The organism is Curtobacterium sp. BH-2-1-1, from assembly GCF_001806325.1.
In the GTDB taxonomy this organism is placed as follows: domain Bacteria; phylum Actinomycetota; class Actinomycetes; order Actinomycetales; family Microbacteriaceae; genus Curtobacterium.
Map to the genome: position 1 here is coordinate 792,055 of NZ_CP017580.1, position 20,592 is coordinate 812,646.

The 20,592-nt window shown below is 71.2% G+C and carries 18 protein-coding genes; 4 read left to right on the forward strand and 14 right to left on the reverse strand.

Features of this window, described 5'->3' with window-relative positions:
• Nucleotides 1-21: 21 nt before the first annotated feature.
• From BJK06_RS03625 to iolC, 10 genes are read right to left on the reverse strand one after another with little or no spacing between them, the layout of a single operon-like run.
• The gene (locus BJK06_RS03625; RefSeq protein WP_070416742.1) at nucleotides 22-1,239 is read right to left on the reverse strand and encodes a Gfo/Idh/MocA family protein; all 1,218 of its coding nucleotides are present in this window, start codon (nucleotides 1,237-1,239) and stop codon (nucleotides 22-24) included.
• Nucleotides 1,236-2,348 carry a transaldolase family protein gene (locus BJK06_RS03630; protein WP_070416743.1) on the reverse strand — a complete coding sequence of 371 codons (1,113 nt, stop codon included), beginning with the start codon at nucleotides 2,346-2,348 and terminating at the stop codon, nucleotides 1,236-1,238. The genes BJK06_RS03625 and BJK06_RS03630 overlap by 4 nt, the downstream gene beginning before the upstream one ends.
• A complete protein-coding gene (locus tag BJK06_RS03635) occupies nucleotides 2,345-3,214 on the reverse strand; it encodes a sugar phosphate isomerase/epimerase family protein (RefSeq protein WP_070416744.1) in 870 nt (289 codons plus the stop codon). Before BJK06_RS03635 ends, BJK06_RS03630 begins: the two co-directional genes overlap by 4 nt.
• 3 nt (nucleotides 3,215-3,217) lie before the next feature.
• Nucleotides 3,218-4,249 (reverse strand): Gfo/Idh/MocA family protein, encoded by a 1,032-nt coding sequence (locus tag BJK06_RS03640; protein ID WP_070416745.1) that lies wholly within the window; start codon nucleotides 4,247-4,249, stop codon nucleotides 3,218-3,220.
• 20 nt (nucleotides 4,250-4,269) lie between these two features.
• The gene (locus BJK06_RS03645) at nucleotides 4,270-5,196 is read right to left on the reverse strand and encodes a sugar phosphate isomerase/epimerase (protein ID WP_070416746.1); all 927 of its coding nucleotides are present in this window, start codon (nucleotides 5,194-5,196) and stop codon (nucleotides 4,270-4,272) included.
• Between the two features lie 38 nt (nucleotides 5,197-5,234).
• Entirely contained in the window at nucleotides 5,235-7,115 is a 1,881-nt protein-coding gene (gene iolD, locus BJK06_RS03650; RefSeq protein ID WP_070419183.1) for a 3D-(3,5/4)-trihydroxycyclohexane-1,2-dione acylhydrolase (decyclizing), read from the reverse strand.
• Nucleotides 7,116-7,132: 17 nt separating this feature from the next.
• Nucleotides 7,133-8,035 (reverse strand): 5-deoxy-glucuronate isomerase, encoded by a 903-nt coding sequence (iolB, locus tag BJK06_RS03655; RefSeq protein ID WP_070416747.1) that lies wholly within the window; start codon nucleotides 8,033-8,035, stop codon nucleotides 7,133-7,135.
• 6 nt (nucleotides 8,036-8,041) lie between these two features.
• A complete protein-coding gene (locus BJK06_RS03660) occupies nucleotides 8,042-9,553 on the reverse strand; it encodes a CoA-acylating methylmalonate-semialdehyde dehydrogenase (RefSeq protein WP_070416748.1) in 1,512 nt (503 codons plus the stop codon).
• Nucleotides 9,550-10,539: a class I fructose-bisphosphate aldolase gene (locus tag BJK06_RS03665; protein WP_070416749.1), complete on the reverse strand. Its 990-nt coding sequence runs from the start codon at nucleotides 10,537-10,539 to the stop codon at nucleotides 9,550-9,552. Before BJK06_RS03665 ends, BJK06_RS03660 begins: the two co-directional genes overlap by 4 nt.
• The gene (iolC, locus tag BJK06_RS03670) at nucleotides 10,532-11,485 is read right to left on the reverse strand and encodes a 5-dehydro-2-deoxygluconokinase (RefSeq protein ID WP_374930695.1); all 954 of its coding nucleotides are present in this window, start codon (nucleotides 11,483-11,485) and stop codon (nucleotides 10,532-10,534) included. Before iolC ends, BJK06_RS03665 begins: the two co-directional genes overlap by 8 nt.
• Before the next feature lie 173 nt (nucleotides 11,486-11,658).
• On the opposite strand from iolC, the gene rmuC reads away from it, so the two are divergent.
• Nucleotides 11,659-12,921, forward strand: coding sequence for a DNA recombination protein RmuC (rmuC, locus tag BJK06_RS03675; RefSeq protein WP_070416751.1), 1,263 nt, complete (start codon nucleotides 11,659-11,661; stop codon nucleotides 12,919-12,921).
• 168 nt (nucleotides 12,922-13,089) lie between these two features.
• On the opposite strand, the gene glpX is transcribed toward rmuC, so the two are convergent.
• Complete coding sequence (glpX, locus tag BJK06_RS03680) at nucleotides 13,090-14,079, reverse strand: class II fructose-bisphosphatase (protein ID WP_083295029.1); 990 nt, start codon at nucleotides 14,077-14,079, stop codon at nucleotides 13,090-13,092.
• Nucleotides 14,080-14,239: 160 nt separating this feature from the next.
• Between glpX and fbaA the strand changes: the two genes are divergently transcribed.
• Both fbaA and BJK06_RS03690 read left to right on the forward strand, forming a co-directional pair.
• Nucleotides 14,240-15,268, forward strand: a complete 1,029-nt coding sequence (gene fbaA / locus BJK06_RS03685; protein WP_070416752.1) for a class II fructose-bisphosphate aldolase — start codon at nucleotides 14,240-14,242, stop codon at nucleotides 15,266-15,268.
• A 94-nt stretch (nucleotides 15,269-15,362) separates the two neighbouring features.
• A complete protein-coding gene (locus BJK06_RS03690; RefSeq protein ID WP_070416753.1) occupies nucleotides 15,363-16,622 on the forward strand; it encodes a M18 family aminopeptidase in 1,260 nt (419 codons plus the stop codon).
• 23 nt (nucleotides 16,623-16,645) lie between these two features.
• Here BJK06_RS03690 and BJK06_RS03695 read toward each other — a convergent pair whose 3' ends face one another.
• Nucleotides 16,646-17,377 carry a DUF6264 family protein gene (locus BJK06_RS03695; RefSeq protein WP_070416754.1) on the reverse strand — a complete coding sequence of 244 codons (732 nt, stop codon included), beginning with the start codon at nucleotides 17,375-17,377 and terminating at the stop codon, nucleotides 16,646-16,648.
• Entirely contained in the window at nucleotides 17,374-18,438 is a 1,065-nt protein-coding gene (locus BJK06_RS03700) for a 4-hydroxy-3-methylbut-2-enyl diphosphate reductase (protein WP_083295030.1), read from the reverse strand. The genes BJK06_RS03695 and BJK06_RS03700 overlap by 4 nt, the downstream gene beginning before the upstream one ends.
• Before the next feature lie 124 nt (nucleotides 18,439-18,562).
• On the opposite strand from BJK06_RS03700, the gene xseA reads away from it, so the two are divergent.
• Nucleotides 18,563-19,798 carry an exodeoxyribonuclease VII large subunit gene (gene xseA / locus BJK06_RS03705; protein ID WP_070416755.1) on the forward strand — a complete coding sequence of 412 codons (1,236 nt, stop codon included), beginning with the start codon at nucleotides 18,563-18,565 and terminating at the stop codon, nucleotides 19,796-19,798.
• 52 nt (nucleotides 19,799-19,850) lie between these two features.
• Here the strand turns inward: xseA and BJK06_RS03710 are convergent, their stop codons facing one another.
• Nucleotides 19,851-20,585: an alpha/beta hydrolase gene (locus tag BJK06_RS03710; protein ID WP_070416756.1), complete on the reverse strand. Its 735-nt coding sequence runs from the start codon at nucleotides 20,583-20,585 to the stop codon at nucleotides 19,851-19,853.
• Between the last annotated feature and the right edge of the window lie 7 nt (nucleotides 20,586-20,592).

The window sequence follows — 20,592 nt, forward strand, 5'->3', positions numbered from 1 at the left end:
CCCGTCCGTCGGGTCGTGTGTCTAGAGCACAGGGGTCGCCGCCGCGTAGGTGAGCGGTCCGTCGACGCGCGCCACCTCGTGCCACGCCCCGTCGGCGAGCGACGCCTCCGCCGCTTCCACGATCGACGCAGCCGCCAGGCCGTCGGCGACCGACGGCGCGAGCTGCTCCCCGCGCCGGACGCTCGCGATGAACTGCGCGGCCTCGACGGTCTTCAGGTCGTCGTACCCCATGGCGGTACCGGCGCCCGGCTGGAAGCGGGCGAACTCGCCGTCCCCCGCGGCCACGTAGTGGGTGGCGTATCCGTCGACCTCTTGCCCGTCGAGGTAGACCTCGAGCTCGTTGAGGCGCTGGAAGTCCCACCGCACCGAGCCCTTCGTGCCGTACACCTCGAGCGTGTACTCGGCGTGCGGCCCTCGCATGACGCGGCTGGAGTCCATCGTGCCGACGGCGCCGTCCTCGAAGCGGAAGAGCAGGGCCGCGTAGTCCTCGTTCTCGACCGGCTTCCGCTCCCCCGTCGCGGCGGCGCTGCGGTCGACGATGCCAGCGCCGGGGAGTGGGCGGTCGACGATGAAGGTCTCCGCGAGCGCCGTCACGGACGAGATCCGGCCGACGACGTACTGCGCCAGGTCGAGCCCGTGCGAGAGCAGGTCGCCGAGGACGCCCGAGCCGGCACGCTCCCGCTCGAAGCGCCAGGTCAGCGGCGCCGCGGGGTCGGACGAGTAGTCGGCGAGGAGCGACCCGCGGACGTTCGTGATCCGGCCGAGGCGCCCGCTGCGGACGAGTTCGCGCGCCCGTTCGATCGCCGGGGCGTGCCGGTAGTTGAAGCCGACGCTCGTGATGACACCGGCGCGCTGCACGGCCTCGTGGATCTGTCGGGAGTCGCTGGCGTACCGGCCCATCGGCTTCTCGATCCAGAACGGCTTGCCCGCCTCGGCAGCGGCGACCGCCATCTCGCGGTGCAGGAAGTTCGGCGAGCAGATCGAGACGACGTCGACCTCGGGATCGGCCAGGACCTCGTGGTAGTCGGCGACGGCCCGCTCGTAGCCCAGGCGGGTCACGGCCTGGTCGCGTGCCGCCTCGATCGGGTCGGCGGCGACGACGAGCCGGGGGTGCACGCCGAGCTCCGGGAAGTGGTCGGGCAGGGCGCGGTAGGCACGGGAGTGCAACCGGCCCATCCAGCCGACCGAGATGAGGCCGACACCGATGGTGGCGACGTCGGCGGACGCGGCTGCGCTCATGCTGCCGGCACGATGATGTCGCGGACCAGGGCGTCGAGCTTCGCGTCGGCGTCGAGGAACTGGCGCAGCGTGGTCACCGTGGCGCCGAAGCGGTCGAACTCGTCGATCGTCATGCCGTCGACGTCGTAGCCCCGGGCGAACTCCGGCGTGGCCGCACGCAGCGCGTCGATGACGTGCGCGGGGACCTCGTCGTCGATGGCGTCCGGACGGAACGGGAACGCGTTGTCGTTGATGTCCTTCGACCACTGGAACGGCGGCGACACGACGAGGTCACCGCCCTGGAACTCCGACCACTGCATCGCGTTCCGGAAGGCGGCGACGAGCACGCGCGACCGGAAGCCGCGTTCCTGGAAGACCCGGTACGCGTGCTTCACCGCAGCGACACCGGCCCACTCGAGGATGCCGGGGTCGACCATCACGTGGTCGCGCTTGACGACGGTCTTCAGCCAGTCGTCGAAGCGGCCGGCCATCAGCGTGACGACGTGGCCGAACTCCTGCTCGGGCAGACCCTCGGCGGCACGGCGGTCGAGGGCGCGCTCGATGGCCTCGCCCACGGCGACGACCTGCGGCACGGTGAACGACACGGTCGCGTTGATCGAGACACCGCGGTACGCGGCCTCCTCGATGGCGGCGATGCCGACCTTGGTGGCGGGGATCTTCACGATGATGTTCGGCGCGAGCTGCGAGAACCGCACGGCCTGTTCGACGAGGGCGTCCTGGTCGCGGTGGAGACGCGGGTCGGTCTGCATGCTCAGCCGGCCGTTGCGGCCACCCGACGCCTCGAAGGCGGGCAACAGCTGCGCGGCCGCGGCGATCGAGAGCTCCTCGACGGCCTTCCACCCGATCCAGGACTCCCCCGCGGTGGGGTGCTCGGCGGCGATCTCACGGATGCGCGGGACCCACGTGTCGGGATCCTGCTGGATGCAGGTGTACGCGATCACGGGGTTGCAGGTCGCCCCGACCGCGCCGTACTCGTGGATCGCGGTGGACAGCTCGCGCGGATCGGCGGAGTCGTTCCACAGGGCGGTCACGGTCTGCGACGCGGCCTGCAGGGTGACGGGTCGGACGTCGGTGCCGGTGGGCGTCGGGGTCTCGATGGTGGTCGTCATCGGTTCAGTCCCTTCGTGATCGTGTCGAGCTGGAAGCGGGAGACCTCGTCGGCGTTCTCGTCCTCGGCGAAGACGCTCGACACCGCGACGGTGTCCTCGCGCGCCGTGAAGCCGACTCGGTCGAGGGCGGCCCAGAAGGCGTCGAAGTCGACGTCCGCCTGCCCGACGGGGAGGTGCTGGTGCACGCGCACGGGGTTGCCCGGCGGGTTCGTGATGTAACGGAGGCCGTGCGACCGTCGGTGGTCGTAGGCGTCGGCGACGTGGATGAGTTGCAGCGAGTCGCCCGCGGCGTCGATGATCTCGTCCATGTTGCCGCCGTAGTGGAAGGTGTGGCAGGCGACGTAGACGAACCCGACGTGCTTCGAGTTGAGGCCGCGGATGACCCGGAGGGCCTCGAGGCCGTCCTCGACGAAGTCGTCCGGGTGCGGGTCGATGAGCACGCGGAGTCCGGCGTCCTCGATGATCGGCAGGAGCTCCTCCATCGAGCGGTAGAAGGCATCCTCGGACTCCTCGGGGAGTTCGGGGCGGCCGGAGAACTCGGTGTTGATCGTGTCCACGCCGAGACGCTTCGTGATCTCGATGACCCGCTTCCACTTCGTCACCGCGGCCTCACGGGCGTCACGGTCGGGCCCGGACCACCGGAGGACCGGCAGGACCGACGCGACCCGCACCCCGGCCTTCCGGCACGCTGCAGCGAACGCGTCGACGAGGTCGTCGTCGGCCTTCGGGTGCCGGTAGAAGGGGATGAAGTCCTGGTGCGGGGTGAGCTGCAGGTACTCGTAGCCGAGGTCCGCGACCTTCTGCGGGAACTCCAGCAGCGACAGGTCGTGGTGGAACGGCGTGGGGTCGAGCGCGATCTTCGGCATCGATCAGGCCGTCTCGTAGAACGCCGGCTTCGCGGTGGCGTAGGCGACCTGCTCCAGCGCACCGGTCTGCTGCGCACGCACGGCCACCTCGGCGACGACGGAAGCCGTGTAGCCGTCCCAGGCGCTCGGCCCGTCGATGCCGCCGGTCTTGGCGGCGTCGACCCAGCGCTGGACCTCCTCGTCGTAGGCGGCGCCGAAGCGCTCCACGAACGACGGGGTGACGCCCTGGCCGGACACGCCCTGCGACACGAGGTTCAGCGAGGTCTCGCGGCCGATGTAGGCGACACCCGACTCGAACACCGCGTCGGTCGTGACCTGGTAGCCGAACTGGGCGTTGACGTTGATCTCGACGATCGCCATCGTGCCCGACTCGGTGGTGAACAGGACGAACTGCGGCTCGGGCAGGTCGGCCGGTGCGAGGGAGTTCTTGCGCGGCTTCTTCACCTCGACGGCGACGATCGGCTCCCCCGTGATGAACGGGATGATGTCGATCTCGTGGATCACCGAGTCGTGGATGAGCATCGACTCGCTGAAGTTCGGCGGGGTCGTCGGGTTGCGGTGCGCGTGGTGCAGCGCGAGCAGGGCACCGTTCGACCCGGACTCGCGAAGCGCACGGAGCTCCTGGTAGCCCTTGTCGAACCGGCGCATGAAGCCGACCTGGATCTTCGGGCGCTCGGACGTCGCCTGCTCGAGCTCGACGATCCGCAGGGAGTCCGCGGCCGACGTCGTGAGCGGCTTCTCGCAGAGGACGGCGAGGCCACGCTCGATGGCGGGCACGAGGACGGGCTCGTGCAGGAAGCCCGGGGTCGCGACGATGACCGCGTCGATCGGGGTGGCCTCGAGTGCGTCCTCGAACGACGACGCGGTGATCGCACCCGGGGCCTTCGCCGCGGCCGCGGTGGCCCGGGCTGTGTCGGGGTCGACGATCGCGACGACGTCGGCGCCGGCGATGGTCGACGTGATGCGACGCACGTGGTCGCTGCCCATCGCGCCCGCTCCGACGACGGCGACGCGGAGGTTCTCGGTGGTGCTCATGCTGGGTTCTCCTGGGGGTGTCAGAGGGCGCGGGCGGCGGCGGTCGAGCCGAAGATGTGCTGGAACGTGCGCTCGGCGATCGGGCCGGGAGCGTCGACGGAGCAGCCGTACATGTCCTGCTCGACGATGCCGAAGATGTCCGGGTTGATCTTCGCGACGGCCTCGATGATGGGCGCGAGCTCCGGCGTGCCGTGCGGCGGCTCGGTCATGATTCCCTGCGCCACCGCGGTGGCGAACGGGACGTCGTTCTTCAGGACGTCGGGGAGCAGGTCGGTGTCGACCTGCTTGAGGTGCAGGTAGCCGACGCGCTCGGGGTGCTCGGCGATGAGCTTCAGGTTGTCGCCGCCGTAGTAGGCGAAGTGACCGGTGTCGAGGCAGAGGTTCGTGTAGGCCGGGTCCGTCTCGGACAGGAAGCGCACGGTCTCCGTGTAGGTGCCGACGTGGCTGTCCGCGTGCGTGTGGAACTGCTGGTGCACGCCGAACTCCTCGAGCAGCGCCTTGCCGAGCTGGTCGTGGCCCTTGCCGAGGCGCTCCCACTGCTCATCCGTCAGCGTGCGCGACTCGAGCACCTCTTCCGTGGCGTCCGAGCGCCAGAGGTCCGGGATGGTCACGAGGTGCTCGGCGCCGAGCGCGGCGGCGAGACCGGCGACCTTGACGGCCTGGTCCCAGGCGCGCTGGAACTGGTCGTCGCCCTTGTGGAACCCGGTGAAGACGGTGCCGGCTGACAGCTGGAGCCCGCGGGACTCCAGTTCGTCGCGCAGCCGCGAGGGGTCGGTGGGCAGGTACCCGTACGGCCCGAGCTCGATCCACTTGTAGCCGGCCGCGGTCGCCTCGTCGAGGAAGCGCTGCCACGGGACCTGCTTCGGGTCGTCGGGGAACCAGACGCCCCACGAGTCGGGGGCGGTGCCGATCCGGATGGCGTCGGTGGCGGTGGCGGTGTCGGTCATGACGTCGTCGTCTGCTTTCTGCGTGTGGTGGAAGGTGTTCAGCCGAGCAGGGGACGCTGCGCGGCGACCTGCTGCTCGTACGCGGTGCGGGCTTGCTGGGTGCTCGGCAGCGTGGAGGTCTGGGCGACCGGGACGTCCCACCAGCCGTCACCCTCGGGGGCGTAGACGAGCGGGTCCGAGTGGACGTGCACGAGCGTGGTGTGGTCGTTCGCCTTCGCCTGACGCACCGCGGACGTGAGGTCCTCGATCGCGTTCGGCCCGGGCTGCACCTCGATGACGTCGACGCCGTACGAGCGTGCGTTGGCGGCGAGGTCGACGGGGAGCACGTCGTCGCCCTCGAACGAGCCGGTCTCGTCGAGGTAGCGGTACTTCGTGCCGTACCGCTCGGACCCGACCGTCTCGGACAGGTGCCCGATGGACGCGTACCCGTTGTTCTGGATGAGGACGACCACGATCTTGATGCCCTCGGCCACGGCCGTGACGAGCTCGGTGTGCAGCATGAGGTAGCTGCCGTCGCCGACCATGACGATCGCGTCGCGGTCCGGCGCGGCACGGCGGACGCCGATGCCCCCGGCGATCTCGTAGCCCATGCACGAGAACGCGTACTCGACGTGGTAGCCGAGCGCGTCCCGCACCCGCCAGAGCTTGTGCAGGTCGCCCGGCAGCGATCCGGCAGCCTGGATGACGACGTCGCGCGGATCGGTGGCGGACTGCACGGCGCCGATGATCTCGGACTGACCGGGCACGGCCAGGCCGGACGGTGCGAAGGCCTGGTCGACCACGGCGTCCCACTCGTGCTTCCGCTGCGCGATCTCGGCCGCGTACCCGGCGTCCACCGAGAACGCGGCGAGGTGCTCGGCGAGCGCGACGAGCGTCTCGCGCGCATCCGCGACGATCGGCAACTGCGACCCGTGCTTGTAGGCGTCGAACGCGGCGACGTTGACGTTGACGAACGTGACGTCCGGGTTCTGGAACGCCGTCCGGGAGGCCGTCGTGAAGTCGCTGTACCGCGTGCCGATCCCGATGACGACGTCGGCCTGCGCGGCGATCGCGTTCGCCGCGGCGGTACCGGTCGCGCCGATGCCACCGAGGTACTGCGGGTGGTCCCAGACGAGCGACCCGCCGCCGGCCTGCGACGTGCCGACCGGGATGCCGGTGGCCTCGACGAACGCCGCGAGTTCCTGCTCCGCACCGGAGTACAGCACGCCACCGCCGGCGACGATGACGGGACGCTTCGCCGCCCGGATCGCCGCGACCGCACGCGCCAGCGGCCCGTGCTCGGGCAGCGGCCGGCGGATGTGCCACTCACGCGGCTGCAGGAAGGCGACGGGGACATCGAGCTGCTCGGCCTGGACGTCCTCGGGCAGGGCGATGGTCACGGCGCCGGTCTCGGCCGGGTCGGTGAGCACCCGCATCGCCGCGAGCGCGATCGAGAACAGCTGCTCCGGACGCTCGACGCGGTCGAAGTACCGGGACAGCGGACGGAACGCGTCGGTCACCTGCAGCGAGGTGTCGTGCGGCAGCTCGATCTGCTGGAGCACCGGGTCGGTCGTGCGCGTGGCGAAGGTGTCCGACGGCAGCAGCAGTGCGGGCAGCCGGTTGGTCGTCGCGAGCGCCGCGGCGGTGAGCATGTTCGCGGCACCCGGGCCGACCGACGCCGTCGCGGCGAAGGTGGCACGGCGGCGGTGCATGCGGGCGAAGCCGACGGCCTCGTGCACCATCGCCTGCTCGTTGCGGGCCTGGTGGTACGGCAGCAGGCCGGGCTGCTCGACGTGGAGCTGCTTGATGGCCTGGCCGACGCCGGCGACGTTGCCGTGCCCGAAGATGCCGAAGATCCCCGGGATGGTGCGTTCGCGGACGTCACCGTCGACGGTCCACTGGTTGGCCAGGAACTCGACGAGTGCCTGGCCGACGGTCATCCTCCGCGTGTTGGTGGTCACGCGAGCTTCCTTTCGTAGGGCAGGCGCGGGTCGATCGACTCGGATTCCCACACCTGGCGGACCCAGCCGTGCGCCGGGTCGTCGGTGATGTTCCAGACGCGTTCCGGGTCGGGCCCGGCCATCACGTTGAGGTAGTACATGTCGTAGCCCGGCGCCGCGACGGCGGGACCGTGCCAGCCGTACGGCACGAGGGCGATGTCGCCGGTGCGCACCTGCCGGAACTCGTCGATCGCGCGGTCGTCGGACGCGTAGGTCCGGTGCAGTGCGAACGGGTCGGCGGTGCTCGGTGCGGAGACCCCGCGCGCGACGGCGGACTCGTAGTAGTAGATCTCCTCGAGGTTCGACTCCTCGCCGGGCACGGACGTGTCGTGCTTGTGCGGCGGGTACGACGACCAGTTGCCGGCCGGCGTGATCACCTCGCACACGATGAACCTGTCCGCGTCGAGCGCCGCCGGGGTGCCGAAGTTGTGCACCTGCCGGCTGGACTGTCCGGCACCGCGGAGCTCGACCGGCACGTCCTGCCGGGCCACGTACGTCGTCGGCTTGACGGTGTCGGTGGGTGCTTCGGCGACCGCGAGCCGACCGGTGCCGGTGATCCGCGCCTCCGTTCCCGAACCGAGGTACAGGACGTCGGTCGGTCCGTCGAACACGCTCGAACGCCCGTCGAGGGCCTGGTCGCCGTTCCCGGCGGCACCCGCGTACGTGACGCGGAACGATCCGGCGAGCGGCACGACGATGCGCTCCACGGCGTCGGCCTGGAGGCGCAGCTCGCCCCCGTCGGTCAGCGCGCCGGTCCGCAGACCGGTGTGCGCCCACCCCGCGACACGGCCGTCGATCACGTCCGTCCAGCCCGCCTCGGGGCGGGAGCCGGCGGGGTTGAACCAGTTGTCGGTCGTCACGAGCGCTCAGCCGTTCGACGGGAAGCCGAGGTTGATGCCGCCGTGCGACGGGTCGAGCCAGCGGCTCGTGATCGCCTTCTGGCGGGTGAAGAAGCTCACGCCGTCGGCGCCGTACGCCTTGTGGTCGCCGAACAGCGAGTTCTTCCAGCCACCGAACGAGTAGTACGCGACGGGGACGGGGATCGGCACGTTGATGCCGATCATGCCGACCTGCACGTCGCGCTGGAAGCGACGGGCAGCGCCCCCGTCGTTGGTGAAGATGGCGGTGCCGTTGCCGTACGCCCCGCTGTTGATGAGCTCGAGGCCCTCCTCGTAGGAGGCGACGCGGACGACGCTGAGCACCGGGCCGAAGATCTCCTCGGTGTAGACGCGGCTCGTGGTGGGGACCCGGTCGATGAGCGTCGGGCCCAGCCAGAAGCCGTTCTCGTCGCCGTCGGGTCGGACGGTGCGGCCGTCCACCACAACCACCGCACCGTCCTGCTCTGCGACCTCGATGTACGAGGCGACCTTGTCACGGTGCTGCTTCGTGACGAGCGGGCCCATGTCGCACCCGCGACGACCGTCGCCGATGCGCAGGGTCGCCGCGCGCTCCGTGATCTTCTCGATGAGCTCGTCGGCCACCGGCTCGACGGCGACGACGACCGAGATCGCCATGCAGCGCTCACCGGCGGATCCGAAGCCCGCGTTGATGGCGTTGTCCGCGACGAGGTCGAGGTCCGCGTCCGGCAGCACGAGCATGTGGTTCTTCGCGCCGCCGAGGGCCTGCACGCGCTTGCCGTGCTTCGTGCCCGTCTCGTAGACGTACTGCGCGATCGGGGTCGACCCGACGAAGGAGATCGACTCGACGTCGGGGCTGGTGAGGAGCCCGTCGACGCTCAGCTTGTCGCCGTTCAGAACGGTGAAGACACCGTCGGGCAGCCCGGCCTCCTTGAACTTCTCGGCGAGCCAGATCGCGGCGCTCGGGTCCTTCTCGCTCGGCTTCAGCACGACGGTGTTGCCCGCGGCGATCGCGATCGGCAGGAACCACAGCGGCACCATGGCGGGGAAGTTGAACGGGCTGATGATGCCGACGACACCGAGCGGCTGACGGATCGAGTACACGTCGATGCCGGTCGACACCTGGTCGCTGAACTCGCCCTTGAGCAGGCTCGGGATGTTCGTCGCCAGCTCGACGACCTCTTGCCCGCGAGCGATCTCGCCGAGGGCGTCGTCGATGACCTTGCCGTGCTCGCTCGTGATGATCTCGGCGAGCTCCGCCTTGTCGCGGTTGAGGACCTCGCGGAAGGAGAACAGGATCTGCTGGCGCTTCGACAGCGACAGGTTGCTCCACGCCGGGAACGCCGCCTTCGCACTCGCGATCGCCGCCTGGATCTCCTCCTCGTTCGCGAGGGCGACCTGCTTCGTCGCGACCCCGAGCGCCGGGTCGTACACCGGGGCCGTGTTGCCGGACGTCGACGCGACGCGTGCCCCGTCGATCCAGTGCCCGATGGTCGTGGTGGCGGTCTCGGTGGTGGTCATGCGTTGCTTCCTTCCGGGATGGACGAGTCCATGGTGGTGGCGCCCGCGAGCCGAGCGGCTGGGTCGTGGGATTCTGTGGAGAACCCGGCACGGGCCTCCTGGGTGTGGACGAGCCCGGCGGCCACGTCCACGGCTGCGGCGACGTCGCCGTCCGGCGGGTAGAGCAGCGTGCGGCCGACGACCAGGCCGCGCACCCCGGGGAGTGCCAGGGCGTCGGCCCACTTGGCGTAGGTCTCGAGCGGGCGGGTCGACGGGTCCCCGCCGAGCAGCAGGGTCGGCAGCGTCGTCGCGGCCATCACCCGTTCCATGTCGTCCACGACCGGGATCTTGAGCCAGCTGTACGCGCTCGACTCCCCCAGTCCCGCGGCGATCGCCATCGAGGTGATCACGGCGTCGGCGGTCAGGTCGTTGACCACCCGGCCGTCCTGCCACGCCGACATGAACGGCTCGAGCATGATCGGCAGCCGGAGCGCCGCGGCCTCGCTGACCGCCCGGGCCGTGGCCTCGAGGGTCGGGGCGGTGCCCGAGTCCTCCAGGGCGATGCGCACCAGGAGCTTGGCGAAGTCCAGCCCGGAGTCCTTGATGGCCTGCGCCGAGTACGCCGTGTAGCGGTCGTCCATCTCGAACGTGGCGCCCCGGAGGCCACCGCGGTTCATCGAGCCGACCACGACCTTGTCGTCGAGGGCGCCCAGGAGCGCGAGGTCCTCGAGGATGTCCGGCGTGCCGAGCACCCCGTCCACCCCGGGGCGTCCGAGTGCCGTGACGAGCCGCTCGAGCAGGTCGTACCGGTCGGCCATGGCGGACTCGTCGTTCCGGACGGCCAGGGCTCCGCGTGCCGGGTGGTCGGCGGCCACGATGAAGAGCTTGCCGTCGTCGGCGAGCAGGGAGCGCTTGCGTCGGGCGTCGAGCGCGGCCCGCACGAGCTCGGGCTGTCCGGCGCGGACGTCCCGCAGCCGCGCGAAGTCGGCGGTGCTGATCTCAGGCATTGACGGCCTCCTCCGTGGGGTTGTCCTGCAGGAACTGCTCGATCTCGTCGGTCGTCGGCATCGCGGTGGAGCACTCGAACCGGGTCGCGACGATCGCGCCGGCGGCGTTGCAGAACGCGAGGGTCCGCTCGAGCCCCCAGCCCTGCAGCAGTCCGTGGGTGAGTGCCCCGCCGAAGCCGTCGCCCGATCCGAGGCCGTTGACGACGTCGATGTGGTGCGGGCGGAACTCGACGAACTCGTCGCGGGTCTTGGCGAGGACGCCCTTCGGCCCCTGCTTGACGATGGCGATCTCGACCCCGCGCTCGAGCAGGGCGTCGGCGGCGCGGAGGGGGTCGGTCTCACCGACGGCGACCTCGCACTCCTCGCGGTTGCCGACGGCCACGGTCGCGTGTTCGAGGGCGACGGCGACCTCGCGCGTCGCGGCCTCGGGCGACGACCAGAACATGGACCGGTAGTCGAGGTCGAGCACGGTGTGCCGGGCGGTCGGGGACGCGGCGGCACTGCGCGCTTCGTACGCCACCTGGTGGGCCTGGCGGCTCGGCTCCTCGCTGAGGCCGGTGACCGTCGTCCAGAAGATCTTCGCCCGCTCGATCTCGTGCAGCGGCAGGGACTTCGCCGTGATCATGAGGTCCGGGGCCTTCGGTGCCCGGTAGAAGTACAGCGGGAAGTCGTCCGGCGGGAAGATCTCGCAGAACGCGACGGGGGTGTTCAGCCCCTCGACCGTCTCGACGAAGGCGTTCGCGACACCGAACTCCGGCAGGGTCCTGGCGATGTAGCGGCCGAACGGATCGTTGCCCGTGCGGGTGATGACCGCCGCGTCGGCTCCGTGCCGGGCTGCCGCGATCGCGACGTTCGTGGCGCTGCCGCCGACGGACTTCGAGAACGTCGAGACGTCTTCGAGCGGCCCCGTCTGCTGCGGGTAGATGTCGACGCTCACACGTCCCATCGTGATCACGTCGTACGCGTGGGGAGCTGGGTTCGTCATGCGACGCGGGGGACCTTCCGTGCGGCTTCATCGGCGGACGATCACGACTGTACACCTTGTTTGCCCTAATGTCATGACATGGATTCGGGCGGCCCAGGAGGCGCGGTGTCGGTGGGTCCTGCCAAGGTCGCGACATGCAGATCCTCGCCCTGGTCATCGGTCTCGTGATCGGCGTCGCCGTCGGTGCGGTCGTCGCCTGGTCGCTCGCGCGGTCGCGCGCCGGCGTGGACGCGGCCACGTCCCGCGCCAGCGCCGAGGCGCTCCGGTCGCGCCTCGACGAGGTCCGTCGCGACGCCGAGGAACGGCTCGACGCGCAGGACGCGCAGTACCGGCGGCAGGTCGACTCGCTCGAACGCCGGGCCGCCGAACTCGAGCACCTCGTCCAGCGCATGCACGGTGCCGACGCCGCCCGGACCCAGGGCGAGTCGAAGGTGCTCTCCGCGCTCAGCCCGGTCGCCCAGACGCTCGACGTCATGCGCGCCAAGATCGCCGAGCTCGAACAGTCCCGCAGCGAGCAGTACGGGGCCCTCTCGGCACAGCTGCGCTCCGCTGCCGAGTCCGAGGAACGCCTGCGCGCCACCGCCGACACGCTGGCCAGCGCCCTGTCGTCGAACAGCACGCGCGGCGTCTGGGGCGAGACCCAGTTGCGCAACGTGGTCGAGGCCGCGGGGCTCCTCGAGCGCGTCGACTTCGACGTGCAGTCCTCCGTCACCACGACCGCCGGGACCGCACGCCCCGACATGGTCGTGCACCTGCCGGGTGGCAAGACCATCGCCGTCGACGCCAAGGTCCCGTTCAGCGCCTACCTGCAGGCTGCCGAGATCCCGGCGACCGCGACCGGCGCCGAGGGGGCCCGGCGCGATGCGCTCATCGGGCAGCACGTCAAGGCACTGCGGGCCCACGTCGACGCCCTCGCCGCGCGGGAGTACTGGACTGGCTACGACGCATCGCCGGAGCTCACCGTGGCGTTCATCCCGTCGGAGTCGCTCATCTCGAGCGCCCTCGCCGCCGACCCCGGGCTGCTCGACCACGCGTTCCGCAAGCGCATCGCACTCGCGTCGCCGGTGACGCTGTGGTCGGTGCTGAAGACCGTGGCGTTCTCGTGGCAGCAGGACGTCGTCTCCCAAGAGGCGCACGAGCTCTTCCGCGTCTCCCGCGAGCTCTACGGCCGCCTGGCCACCATGGCCGGACACGTCGACAAGCTCGGGCGGTCGATCCGGGGCTCCGTGGTCGACTACAACCGGTTCGTGGGGTCGCTCGAACGCCAGGTCCTGCCGAGTGCCCGGCGGCTGTCACTCCTCGACGAGTCGAAGGTCATCGCGGACCCGGCGACGATCACCGACGAGCCGCGGCTGCTCACCGCGCCGGAGCTCGTCGGCGCCCTCGACGACGACTGACGCCCGCTCCGGCGCACTGGCACCGGCCCGCCCCGCCCCGGCGCCGCGCCGTCGAACCACGAATGCGACATCGAACTCCCCCGCGGGGCTGGTTCGATGTCGCATTCGTGGTTCGACCCGACCGTCGGTCGGCCGCAGCAGCGAGCCGCGCCGCGCGGCGTCAGCGGATCAGAACCACTTCTCGGCGCGGTGGTCCGCCTGGATGCGACGGATCGTGTTCGAGCGGGACCGCAGCACGAGCGAGTCCGTGTGGATGACGCCGCGCGACCGGCGGACACCGTCCACGAGCACACCGTCGGTGACACCGGTGGCGACGAAGAACGTGTTGTCGCCCGTGACCAGGTCGTCCTGGTCCAGCACCTTGTCGAGGTCGTGTCCGGCGGCGATCGCCTTCTCGCGCTCCTCGTCGTCCTTCGGCTGGAGCTTGCCGAGGATCACGCCACCGAGCGCCTTGATCGCGCACGCGGTGATGATGCCCTCCGGGGTGCCGCCGACACCGACGCACATGTCGATCGTCGACCCGGGCAGCGCCGCCGCGATGCCACCGGCGACGTCACCGTCGAGCAGCAGACGGGTGCCGGCACCGGTCGCACGGATCGCCCGGATGAGTTCGTCGTGGCGGGGACGGTCGAGGACGGCGATCTGCATGTCCTCGAGGTCCTTGCTCTTCGCCTTCGCGAGCGCACGGATGTTGTCACCGATGGGCTTCTCGAGGTCGAGGACGCCGCGGCCCTCGGGACCGGCGGCGATCTTGTCCATGTAGAACACGGCGGACGGGTCGTACATCGAGCCGCGGTCCGAGACGGCCATCACCGAGATCGCGTTCTGGCGACCCGCGGCGGTCAGCGAGGTGCCGTCGATGGGGTCCACCGCGATGTCGCAGGCCGGGCCGTGCCCGTTGCCGACGTGCTCGCCGTTGTAGAGCATCGGGGCGTTGTCCTTCTCGCCCTCACCGATGACGACCACGCCGTCGAAGTTCACCGTGCCGAGGAACTTCCGCATCGCGTCGACGGCGGCACCGTCCGCGAGGTTCTTCTCACCACGCCCGACCCACGGCTGCGCACGGATCGCCGCGGCCTCCGTCGCACGCACGAGCTCGAGCGCCAGGTTGCGGTCGGGCTGGAGGAACAGGGAGCCGGTTTCCGTCGTGGGAGTCACGACCGCCAGCCTACCGACCGGCAGCCGACCGACGGTCCGGACAACGGGCCCGTGGACGCATGTGCACGCCGGGCGCGGGCCGACCGCGTAACCCGCACCGCGCCTCCAGTCCGGCTGACTACGATCGGCGAGGACACCACCGAAGTCGAAGGAGATCCACGTGCCCATCGCAACGCCGGAACAGTACGCCGAGATGATCGAACGAGCGAAGGCCGGCAAGTTCGCGTACCCCGCCGTCAACGTGTCGTCGTCACAGACGATCAACGCGGTCCTCCAGGGCCTCGCCGAGGCGGGCTCGGACGGCATCCTCCAGGTGACCACGGGTGGCGCCGACTACTTCGCCGGCCACACCGTCAAGAACCGCGCCGCCGGTGCCCTCGCGATGGCGAAGTTCGCCCACGAGGTCGCGAAGAACTACGACATCACCGTCGCGCTGCACACCGACCACTGCCCGAAGGACGCCCTCGACGGCTTCGTCCTGCCGCTCATCGCAGCGAGCGAGGAAGAGGTCCGCGCCGGCCGCAACCCGATCTTCCAGTCGCACATGTGGGACGGCTCGGCCGTGCCGCTCGACGAGAACATCGAGATCGCCAAGACGATGATCGAGAAGACGCGGAACATCAACGCGATCCTCGAGGTCGAGATCGGCGTCGTCGGCGGCGAAGAGGACGGCGTCGAGCACGAGGGCACGAACGACGCCCTGTACACGACCCCGAACGACGTCGAGAAGGTGGTCGACGCACTCGGCCTGGGCGACAAGGGCCGCTGGATCGCCGCGCTCACGTTCGGCAACGTGCACGGCGTCTACAAGCCGGGCAACGTCAAGCTCCGCCCCGAGCTCCTCGGCGAGATCCAGGCTTCCGTCGCGGCCAAGCACGGCACCGGCGAGAACCCCCTCGACCTCGTCTTCCACGGTGGCTCCGGCTCGACCGACGACGAGATCCACGAGGCCGTCCGCAACGGCGTCATCAAGATGAACATCGACACGGACACGCAGTACGCGTTCACGCGCTCGATCGCCGACTCGATGTTCCGGAACTACGAGGGCGTCCTGAAGATCGACGGCGAGGTCGGCAACAAGAAGCAGTACGACCCGCGCGCCTGGGGCAAGGTCGCGGAGACCGCCATGGCGGCTCGCGTGGGCGAGGCCGCGAAGGTGCTCGGCTCGGCCGGCCACACCAAGGGCTGACACCCCGAGCAACAGCCTGGAGGAACGGGGCGCGTCCGACGGACGCGCCCCGTTCTGCGTCCGGTCACCTCCACCGCCGTGCCACGATGGTCGGGTGACCGCCGACGCCATCGCCTCCGACTTCGCCCAGTTCGTCACCGAGTCCCCCACCGCGTTCCACGCGGCAGCGGCCGCCCGGGACCGCCTCGTCGCCGCGGGGTTCGAGGAGCTCGACGAGCTCGGCGCCTGGCCGACGACGCCCGGCGCCTACGTGGTGGTCCGTGACGGTGCCGTCATCGCCTGGCGTCTGCCGTCCGGGGCCACCCCGACCACCCCGTTCCGGATCCTCGGCGCCCACACCGACTCCCCCGGGTTCCGCATCAAGCCGAACCCCGGCGTGCGCACCGGCGGCTGGGAGCAGCTGAACGTCGAGGTCTACGGCGGCGCGCTCCTCTCCACGTGGTTCGACCGCGACCTCCGCATCGCCGGCCGGGTCGTCGACGCGGACGGGACGGTCCGTCTGGTGTCCACCGACGCCGTCGCCCGCATCCCGAACCTCGCGATCCACCTCGACCGCGGCGTGAACGACGGCAAGGAGATCGACCGCCAGCGGCACACCCTGCCGATCGTCGGGGTCGACGGCGACACGGGTGGGACGGACGTGGTGTCGTGGCTGCGCGCTCGGCTCGGCGACGGTGCCGTGTCGTGGGACCTCTTCCTCGCCGACACCCAGGCTCCCGCGCGCATCGGCATCGACCGCGAGTTCCTCGCCTCGGGCCGGATGGACAACCTGACGAGCGTGCACGCCGGACTCCGCGGCATCGTCGAGGCCCCGGCCGACGGCGACCACATCCCCGTGTTCGCGGCGTTCGACCACGAGGAGATCGGGTCCTCGACCCCGTCCGGTGCCGGCGGTCCCTTCCTCGAGGACGTCCTCGGGCGCGTGCAGGAGGGCCTCGGCGCCACCCGTTCCGAAGCCGCGCGAGCGTTCCGTGCCTCGTGGCTGCTGTCGAGCGACGCCGGGCACCTCGTGCACCCGAACCAGCCGGAGAAGCACGACCCCACGAACCGTCCGCGTCCGGGAGCGGGCCCGCTCCTGAAGATCAGCGCGAACCAGCGCTACATGACCGAGGCGAAGGGCGAGGCCGTCTGGGCCACCGCGTGTGCTGCCGCGGGCGTGCCGTGGCAGCCGTTCGTCAACGTGAACACGATCCCGGGCGGCTCGACCATCGGCCCGATCGCGGCGACCCGGCTCGGGATCCCGACGATCGACATCGGCGTCGGGCTGCTGTCGATGCACTCGATCCGCGAGCTCGTGCACGTCGACGACCTCGCGTCCCTGCACGGCGCCGTCGCCGCGTTCCTGGCCGGCTGACGCGGAAGCGCCCGGCGGGCGGGTCAGCCGCCGGCGGCCATCCGCTGCACGTACGCCGTGAACGCCGGGTCCTGGAAGAGCACGACCATCACCGGCACGATGCCGAGCACCGACGCGACGACACCGCCCACGAGCGGGACCCAGAACGTCCAGCGCCGGGCACGGAGCCGTCGGATCGACCACCAGGCCACGAGCACGAACACCACGACGAGCACGACCGCCCGCACGAGCACGGCGGTCGACAGCGCCGCCGGGTCGGACAGCTCGGTGTACTGGCGCTCGACGAGGGTCCGGATCGTCGAGGCAGTCGTACCGACGGCGAGGGACTCGACGACCGACCAGAGCCCGATCACGAGCAGCCCGACCGTCAGGACGAAGTCGAGCGGGGTGCGGCCGAAGCGTCCGGCGAGGGGTGTCGGGCGGGCCGTCCCGCCGTCGGTCGCCGGGCCGGGCCGCGGGGCACCGGCACGGGGATCGCGGTCGCGAGCGGGGTGGTCGCGGGTCTCGCGTTCGCCGGCCGCTCGGGAGCGCTCCTCGTGCTCGAGGCGCTCCTGTTCGACGAGCACCGGGTTCACCCAACCGTCGGGCGCGTACTCGCCGTACTGCGGTGCGGGACGGCCGTGGACGCGACCGTGCGCGTCACCGTCGGCCGACGTGGCGGGGGTGCGCCGCGCCTCCTGGCCGAGGGAGGGATCGACGACCTGACCCGGCTCGCGGGCGGGCACCGCGGACCAGCCGTCCGTGCCCCCGCTCACCGGCGACGCCCGCCGAGTGCGCGCGTCGGGTTGCCCGAGGCGTCCGTGCGGAGTTCCTTCGGCAGCGAGAACATGAGGTCTTCGTGTGCCGTGACGACCTCTTCCACCGTGGCGTAGCCGGCGTCCGCGAGCTGGTCGAGGACCTCGGTGACGAGCTCTTCCGGGACGCTGGCGCCGCTCGTGACGCCGACGGTGCCGACTCCGGTGAGCCAGTCCTGCTGGATCTCGGCGGCGTAGTCGACGCGGTGTGCTGCCTTCGCGCCGTGCTCCAGCGCGACCTCGACCAGGCGGACGCTGTTCGAGGAGTTCGCCGAGCCGACCACGATCACGAGGTCGGCTCCGGGGGCGACCTTCTTGATCGCGACCTGGCGGTTCTGGGTGGCGTAGCAGATGTCGTCGGAGGGCGGGTCCTCGATCGCGGGGAACTTCTCGCGCAGGAGCCGGACGGTCTCCATCGTCTCGTCGACGCTCAGCGTGGTCTGCGAGAGCCAGACGAGGTTCTCGGGGTCGGGGACCTCGAGCGCGGCGACGTCGTCCGGTCCGTTGACCAGGATCGTGCGGTCGGGTGCGTGGCCCATGGTGCCCTCGACCTCTTCGTGGCCGGCGTGCCCGATGAGGATGATGGTGCGGTCGGCCTTCGCGAAGCGCGTCGCCTCCCTGTGGACCTTCGTGACGAGCGGGCACGTGGCGTCGATGGCGTGCAGGTCGCGGTCGGCGGCGCCCGCCACCACGGCCGGTGAGACGCCGTGCGCGCTGAAGACCACGTGCGAACCGCGCGGGACCTCGGCGACGTCGTCGACGAAGACCGCTCCGCGCTGCTCGAGCGTCGACACGACGTGGACGTTGTGGACGATCTGCTTGCGGACGTACACGGGCTCGCCGTACTGCTCGAGCGCCTTCTCGACCGCGACCACGGCGCGGTCGACGCCCGCGCAGTACCCGCGGGGGGCGGCGAGCAGGACCTTCTTCGTACCGGCGACCGGTTCGTCCCGCAGGCGGCCGCGCGCCGCGAGGACCCGCGGCGGGGCGAGCGGGACCGTGTGGCCGTTGGTGATCGTCACGTCCCCGATGATAGGTGAGCGGGACGCGCGCGGGCTGAGCGCGCACGGACCTGTGGACAACCCGTCCGGAGCGCGCTGTCACCGGTCTCGGGCAGCATGGACGTCCCGCGTGGAAGGAACGACATTGGCGATCGAACAGGGTCCCCCGACGGCTGACGACCCGTGGCCCGTCGCGCTGCTCGGCGCGAAGCTCCGCGACTGGATCGACCGGCTCGGCACCGCCTGGGTCGAGGGCGAGATCACCCAGTGGAACGTCGCGGGCGGCAACGTCTACGGCAAGCTCAAGGACGTCGACGTCGACGCCACCGTGTCGTTCTCGATCTGGTCGAGCGTGCGCTCCCGGGTCCCCGCGGACATCAAGCAGGGCGACCGGGTCGTCGCGGCCGTCAAGCCGAACTACTGGGTCAAGGGCGGCTCGCTGACGATGCAGGTCGTCGAGATGAAGCACGTCGGACTCGGTGACCTGCTCGAGCGCCTCGAACGCCTGCGCCGCACCCTCGCCGAGGAAGGGTTGTTCGACCCGTCCCGGAAGAAGCGCCTGCCCTTCCTGCCGCACCGGATCGGGCTGATCACCGGCAAGGACTCCGACGCCGAGAAGGACGTCAAGCGCAACGCCCAGCTCCGGTGGCCGCAGGTCGAGTTCCGGACGGTCCACACGGCCGTGCAGGGTGAGCGCGCCGTGAGCGAGGTCACCGCGGCGATCCTCGAGCTCGACGCCGACCCGACCGTCGACGTCATCATCGTGGCCCGCGGCGGCGGCGACTTCCAGAACCTGCTCGGCTTCAGCGACGAGGGACTCGTCCGTGCCGCGGCCGCTGCGAGCACCCCCATCGTCTCGGCGATCGGGCACGAGGCCGACCGGCCGATCCTCGACGAGGTCGCCGACCTCCGTGCCTCCACCCCGACCGACGCCGCCAAGCGCGTGGTGCCCGACGTCGCCGAGGAACTCGCCAACGTCCGGCAGGCGCGGGCACGACTCGGGCTCCGGTTGTCGCACACCCTCTCGGTCGAGGCGGACCGGATCGCGGCCCTGCGCTCCCGTCCCGCCCTGGCGTCCACCGCCTGGCTCGTCGACACCCGCGCGGAAGAGGTGGCGCGCGACCTCTCCCGCGCCCGTGAACTCCTCGACCGCCGGCTCGAACGCTCCCACTCCGAGGTCGGGCACCTCACCGCCCGGCTCCGGGCGCTGTCCCCGCGGGACACCCTGCGGCGTGGCTACGCGATCGTGCAGACGGCCGACGGCGGCGTGGTGCGGGGCTCGGAGGACCTCAGCGGTGCGACGCCGGTGCACGTGACGCTCGGCGCGGGCACCGCCACCGGGACGCTCGAGCCGGACGGTCCCGGTCCGGACGGCGCCTGACCCCGGCCGACGTCGCGGCGGGTGTCGCGGCGGGCGTCGCGGCGGCCAGTGGTCACCATCCGCGGTCGCGCAGCCAGGCCTCGGCGACGCCCGGCCACGCGGCAGCGGTCCCGGTGCCCTCAGCGAGCCCGATCCCGTGCGCGCCACGCTCGAAGACGTGCAGTTCGAACGGCACCGCCCGGCGCGCGAGAGCCTGCCCGTAGCGCAGCGAGTGCGTGACGTGGACGGCCGGGTCCTCGGCGGTGTGCCAGAGGAACGTCGGCGGGGTCGCGCCGTCGACCATGAGCTCCGTGTCGAGCGCCCCCAGCGCCCACACCGTCGCCCCCGTGCCGAGCAGGTTGTCCGCGCTCCCCCGGTGCTGGTGGTCGGTCATCGAGACCACCGGGTAGCAGAGCAGCGCGAGGTCGGGTCGGTCGTCCACGTCCGACACGGCGCGTTCGTCGGGCGTCGGCGCGTTCGAGACGAGGGCAGCGAGGTGGCCACCCGCGGACGAGCCGACCAGCAGGACGCGTGGAGCGGACGGGAGGCCCGGGTACCGTCCGGCGCGCAGGTCCCGCAGGAGCGTCCTGGTCGCCACCACGGCGTCGGGGTGCCGGTGCGGGGCGACCGGGTACGCGAAGACCACGGCGGAGATGCCGATCGTGTTGAGCCACCGGGCGTAGCCCTCCCCCTCGTGGGCGGCGTGGCCGTGGTACCCGCCGCCGGGCAGGACGAGGGCGACGTCGGGTCGCGCGTCCGCGGGGTCCGGGGCCGGGTACCAGGTCGCGCCGTCGGGGAGGTCCGTCATGCCCCCA

Coding starts and splice junctions, on each gene's coding strand:
- BJK06_RS03640 (WP_070416745.1), bottom strand. CDS start 4,249: ATGAGCACCACCGAGAACCTCCGCGTCGCCGTCGTCGGAGCGGGCGCG.
- BJK06_RS03630 (WP_070416743.1), bottom strand. CDS start 2,348: ATGACGACCACCATCGAGACCCCGACGCCCACCGGCACCGACGTCCGA.
- iolC (WP_374930695.1), bottom strand. CDS start 11,485: ATGGGACGTGTGAGCGTCGACATCTACCCGCAGCAGACGGGGCCGCTC.
- BJK06_RS03665 (WP_070416749.1), bottom strand. CDS start 10,539: ATGCCTGAGATCAGCACCGCCGACTTCGCGCGGCTGCGGGACGTCCGC.
- rmuC (WP_070416751.1), top strand. CDS start 11,659: ATGCAGATCCTCGCCCTGGTCATCGGTCTCGTGATCGGCGTCGCCGTC.
- BJK06_RS03635 (WP_070416744.1), bottom strand. CDS start 3,214: ATGCCGAAGATCGCGCTCGACCCCACGCCGTTCCACCACGACCTGTCG.
- BJK06_RS03625 (WP_070416742.1), bottom strand. CDS start 1,239: ATGAGCGCAGCCGCGTCCGCCGACGTCGCCACCATCGGTGTCGGCCTC.
- BJK06_RS03710 (WP_070416756.1), bottom strand. CDS start 20,585: ATGACGGACCTCCCCGACGGCGCGACCTGGTACCCGGCCCCGGACCCC.
- BJK06_RS03660 (WP_070416748.1), bottom strand. CDS start 9,553: ATGACCACCACCGAGACCGCCACCACGACCATCGGGCACTGGATCGAC.
- iolD (WP_070419183.1), bottom strand. CDS start 7,115: ATGACCGTCGGCCAGGCACTCGTCGAGTTCCTGGCCAACCAGTGGACC.
- BJK06_RS03645 (WP_070416746.1), bottom strand. CDS start 5,196: ATGACCGACACCGCCACCGCCACCGACGCCATCCGGATCGGCACCGCC.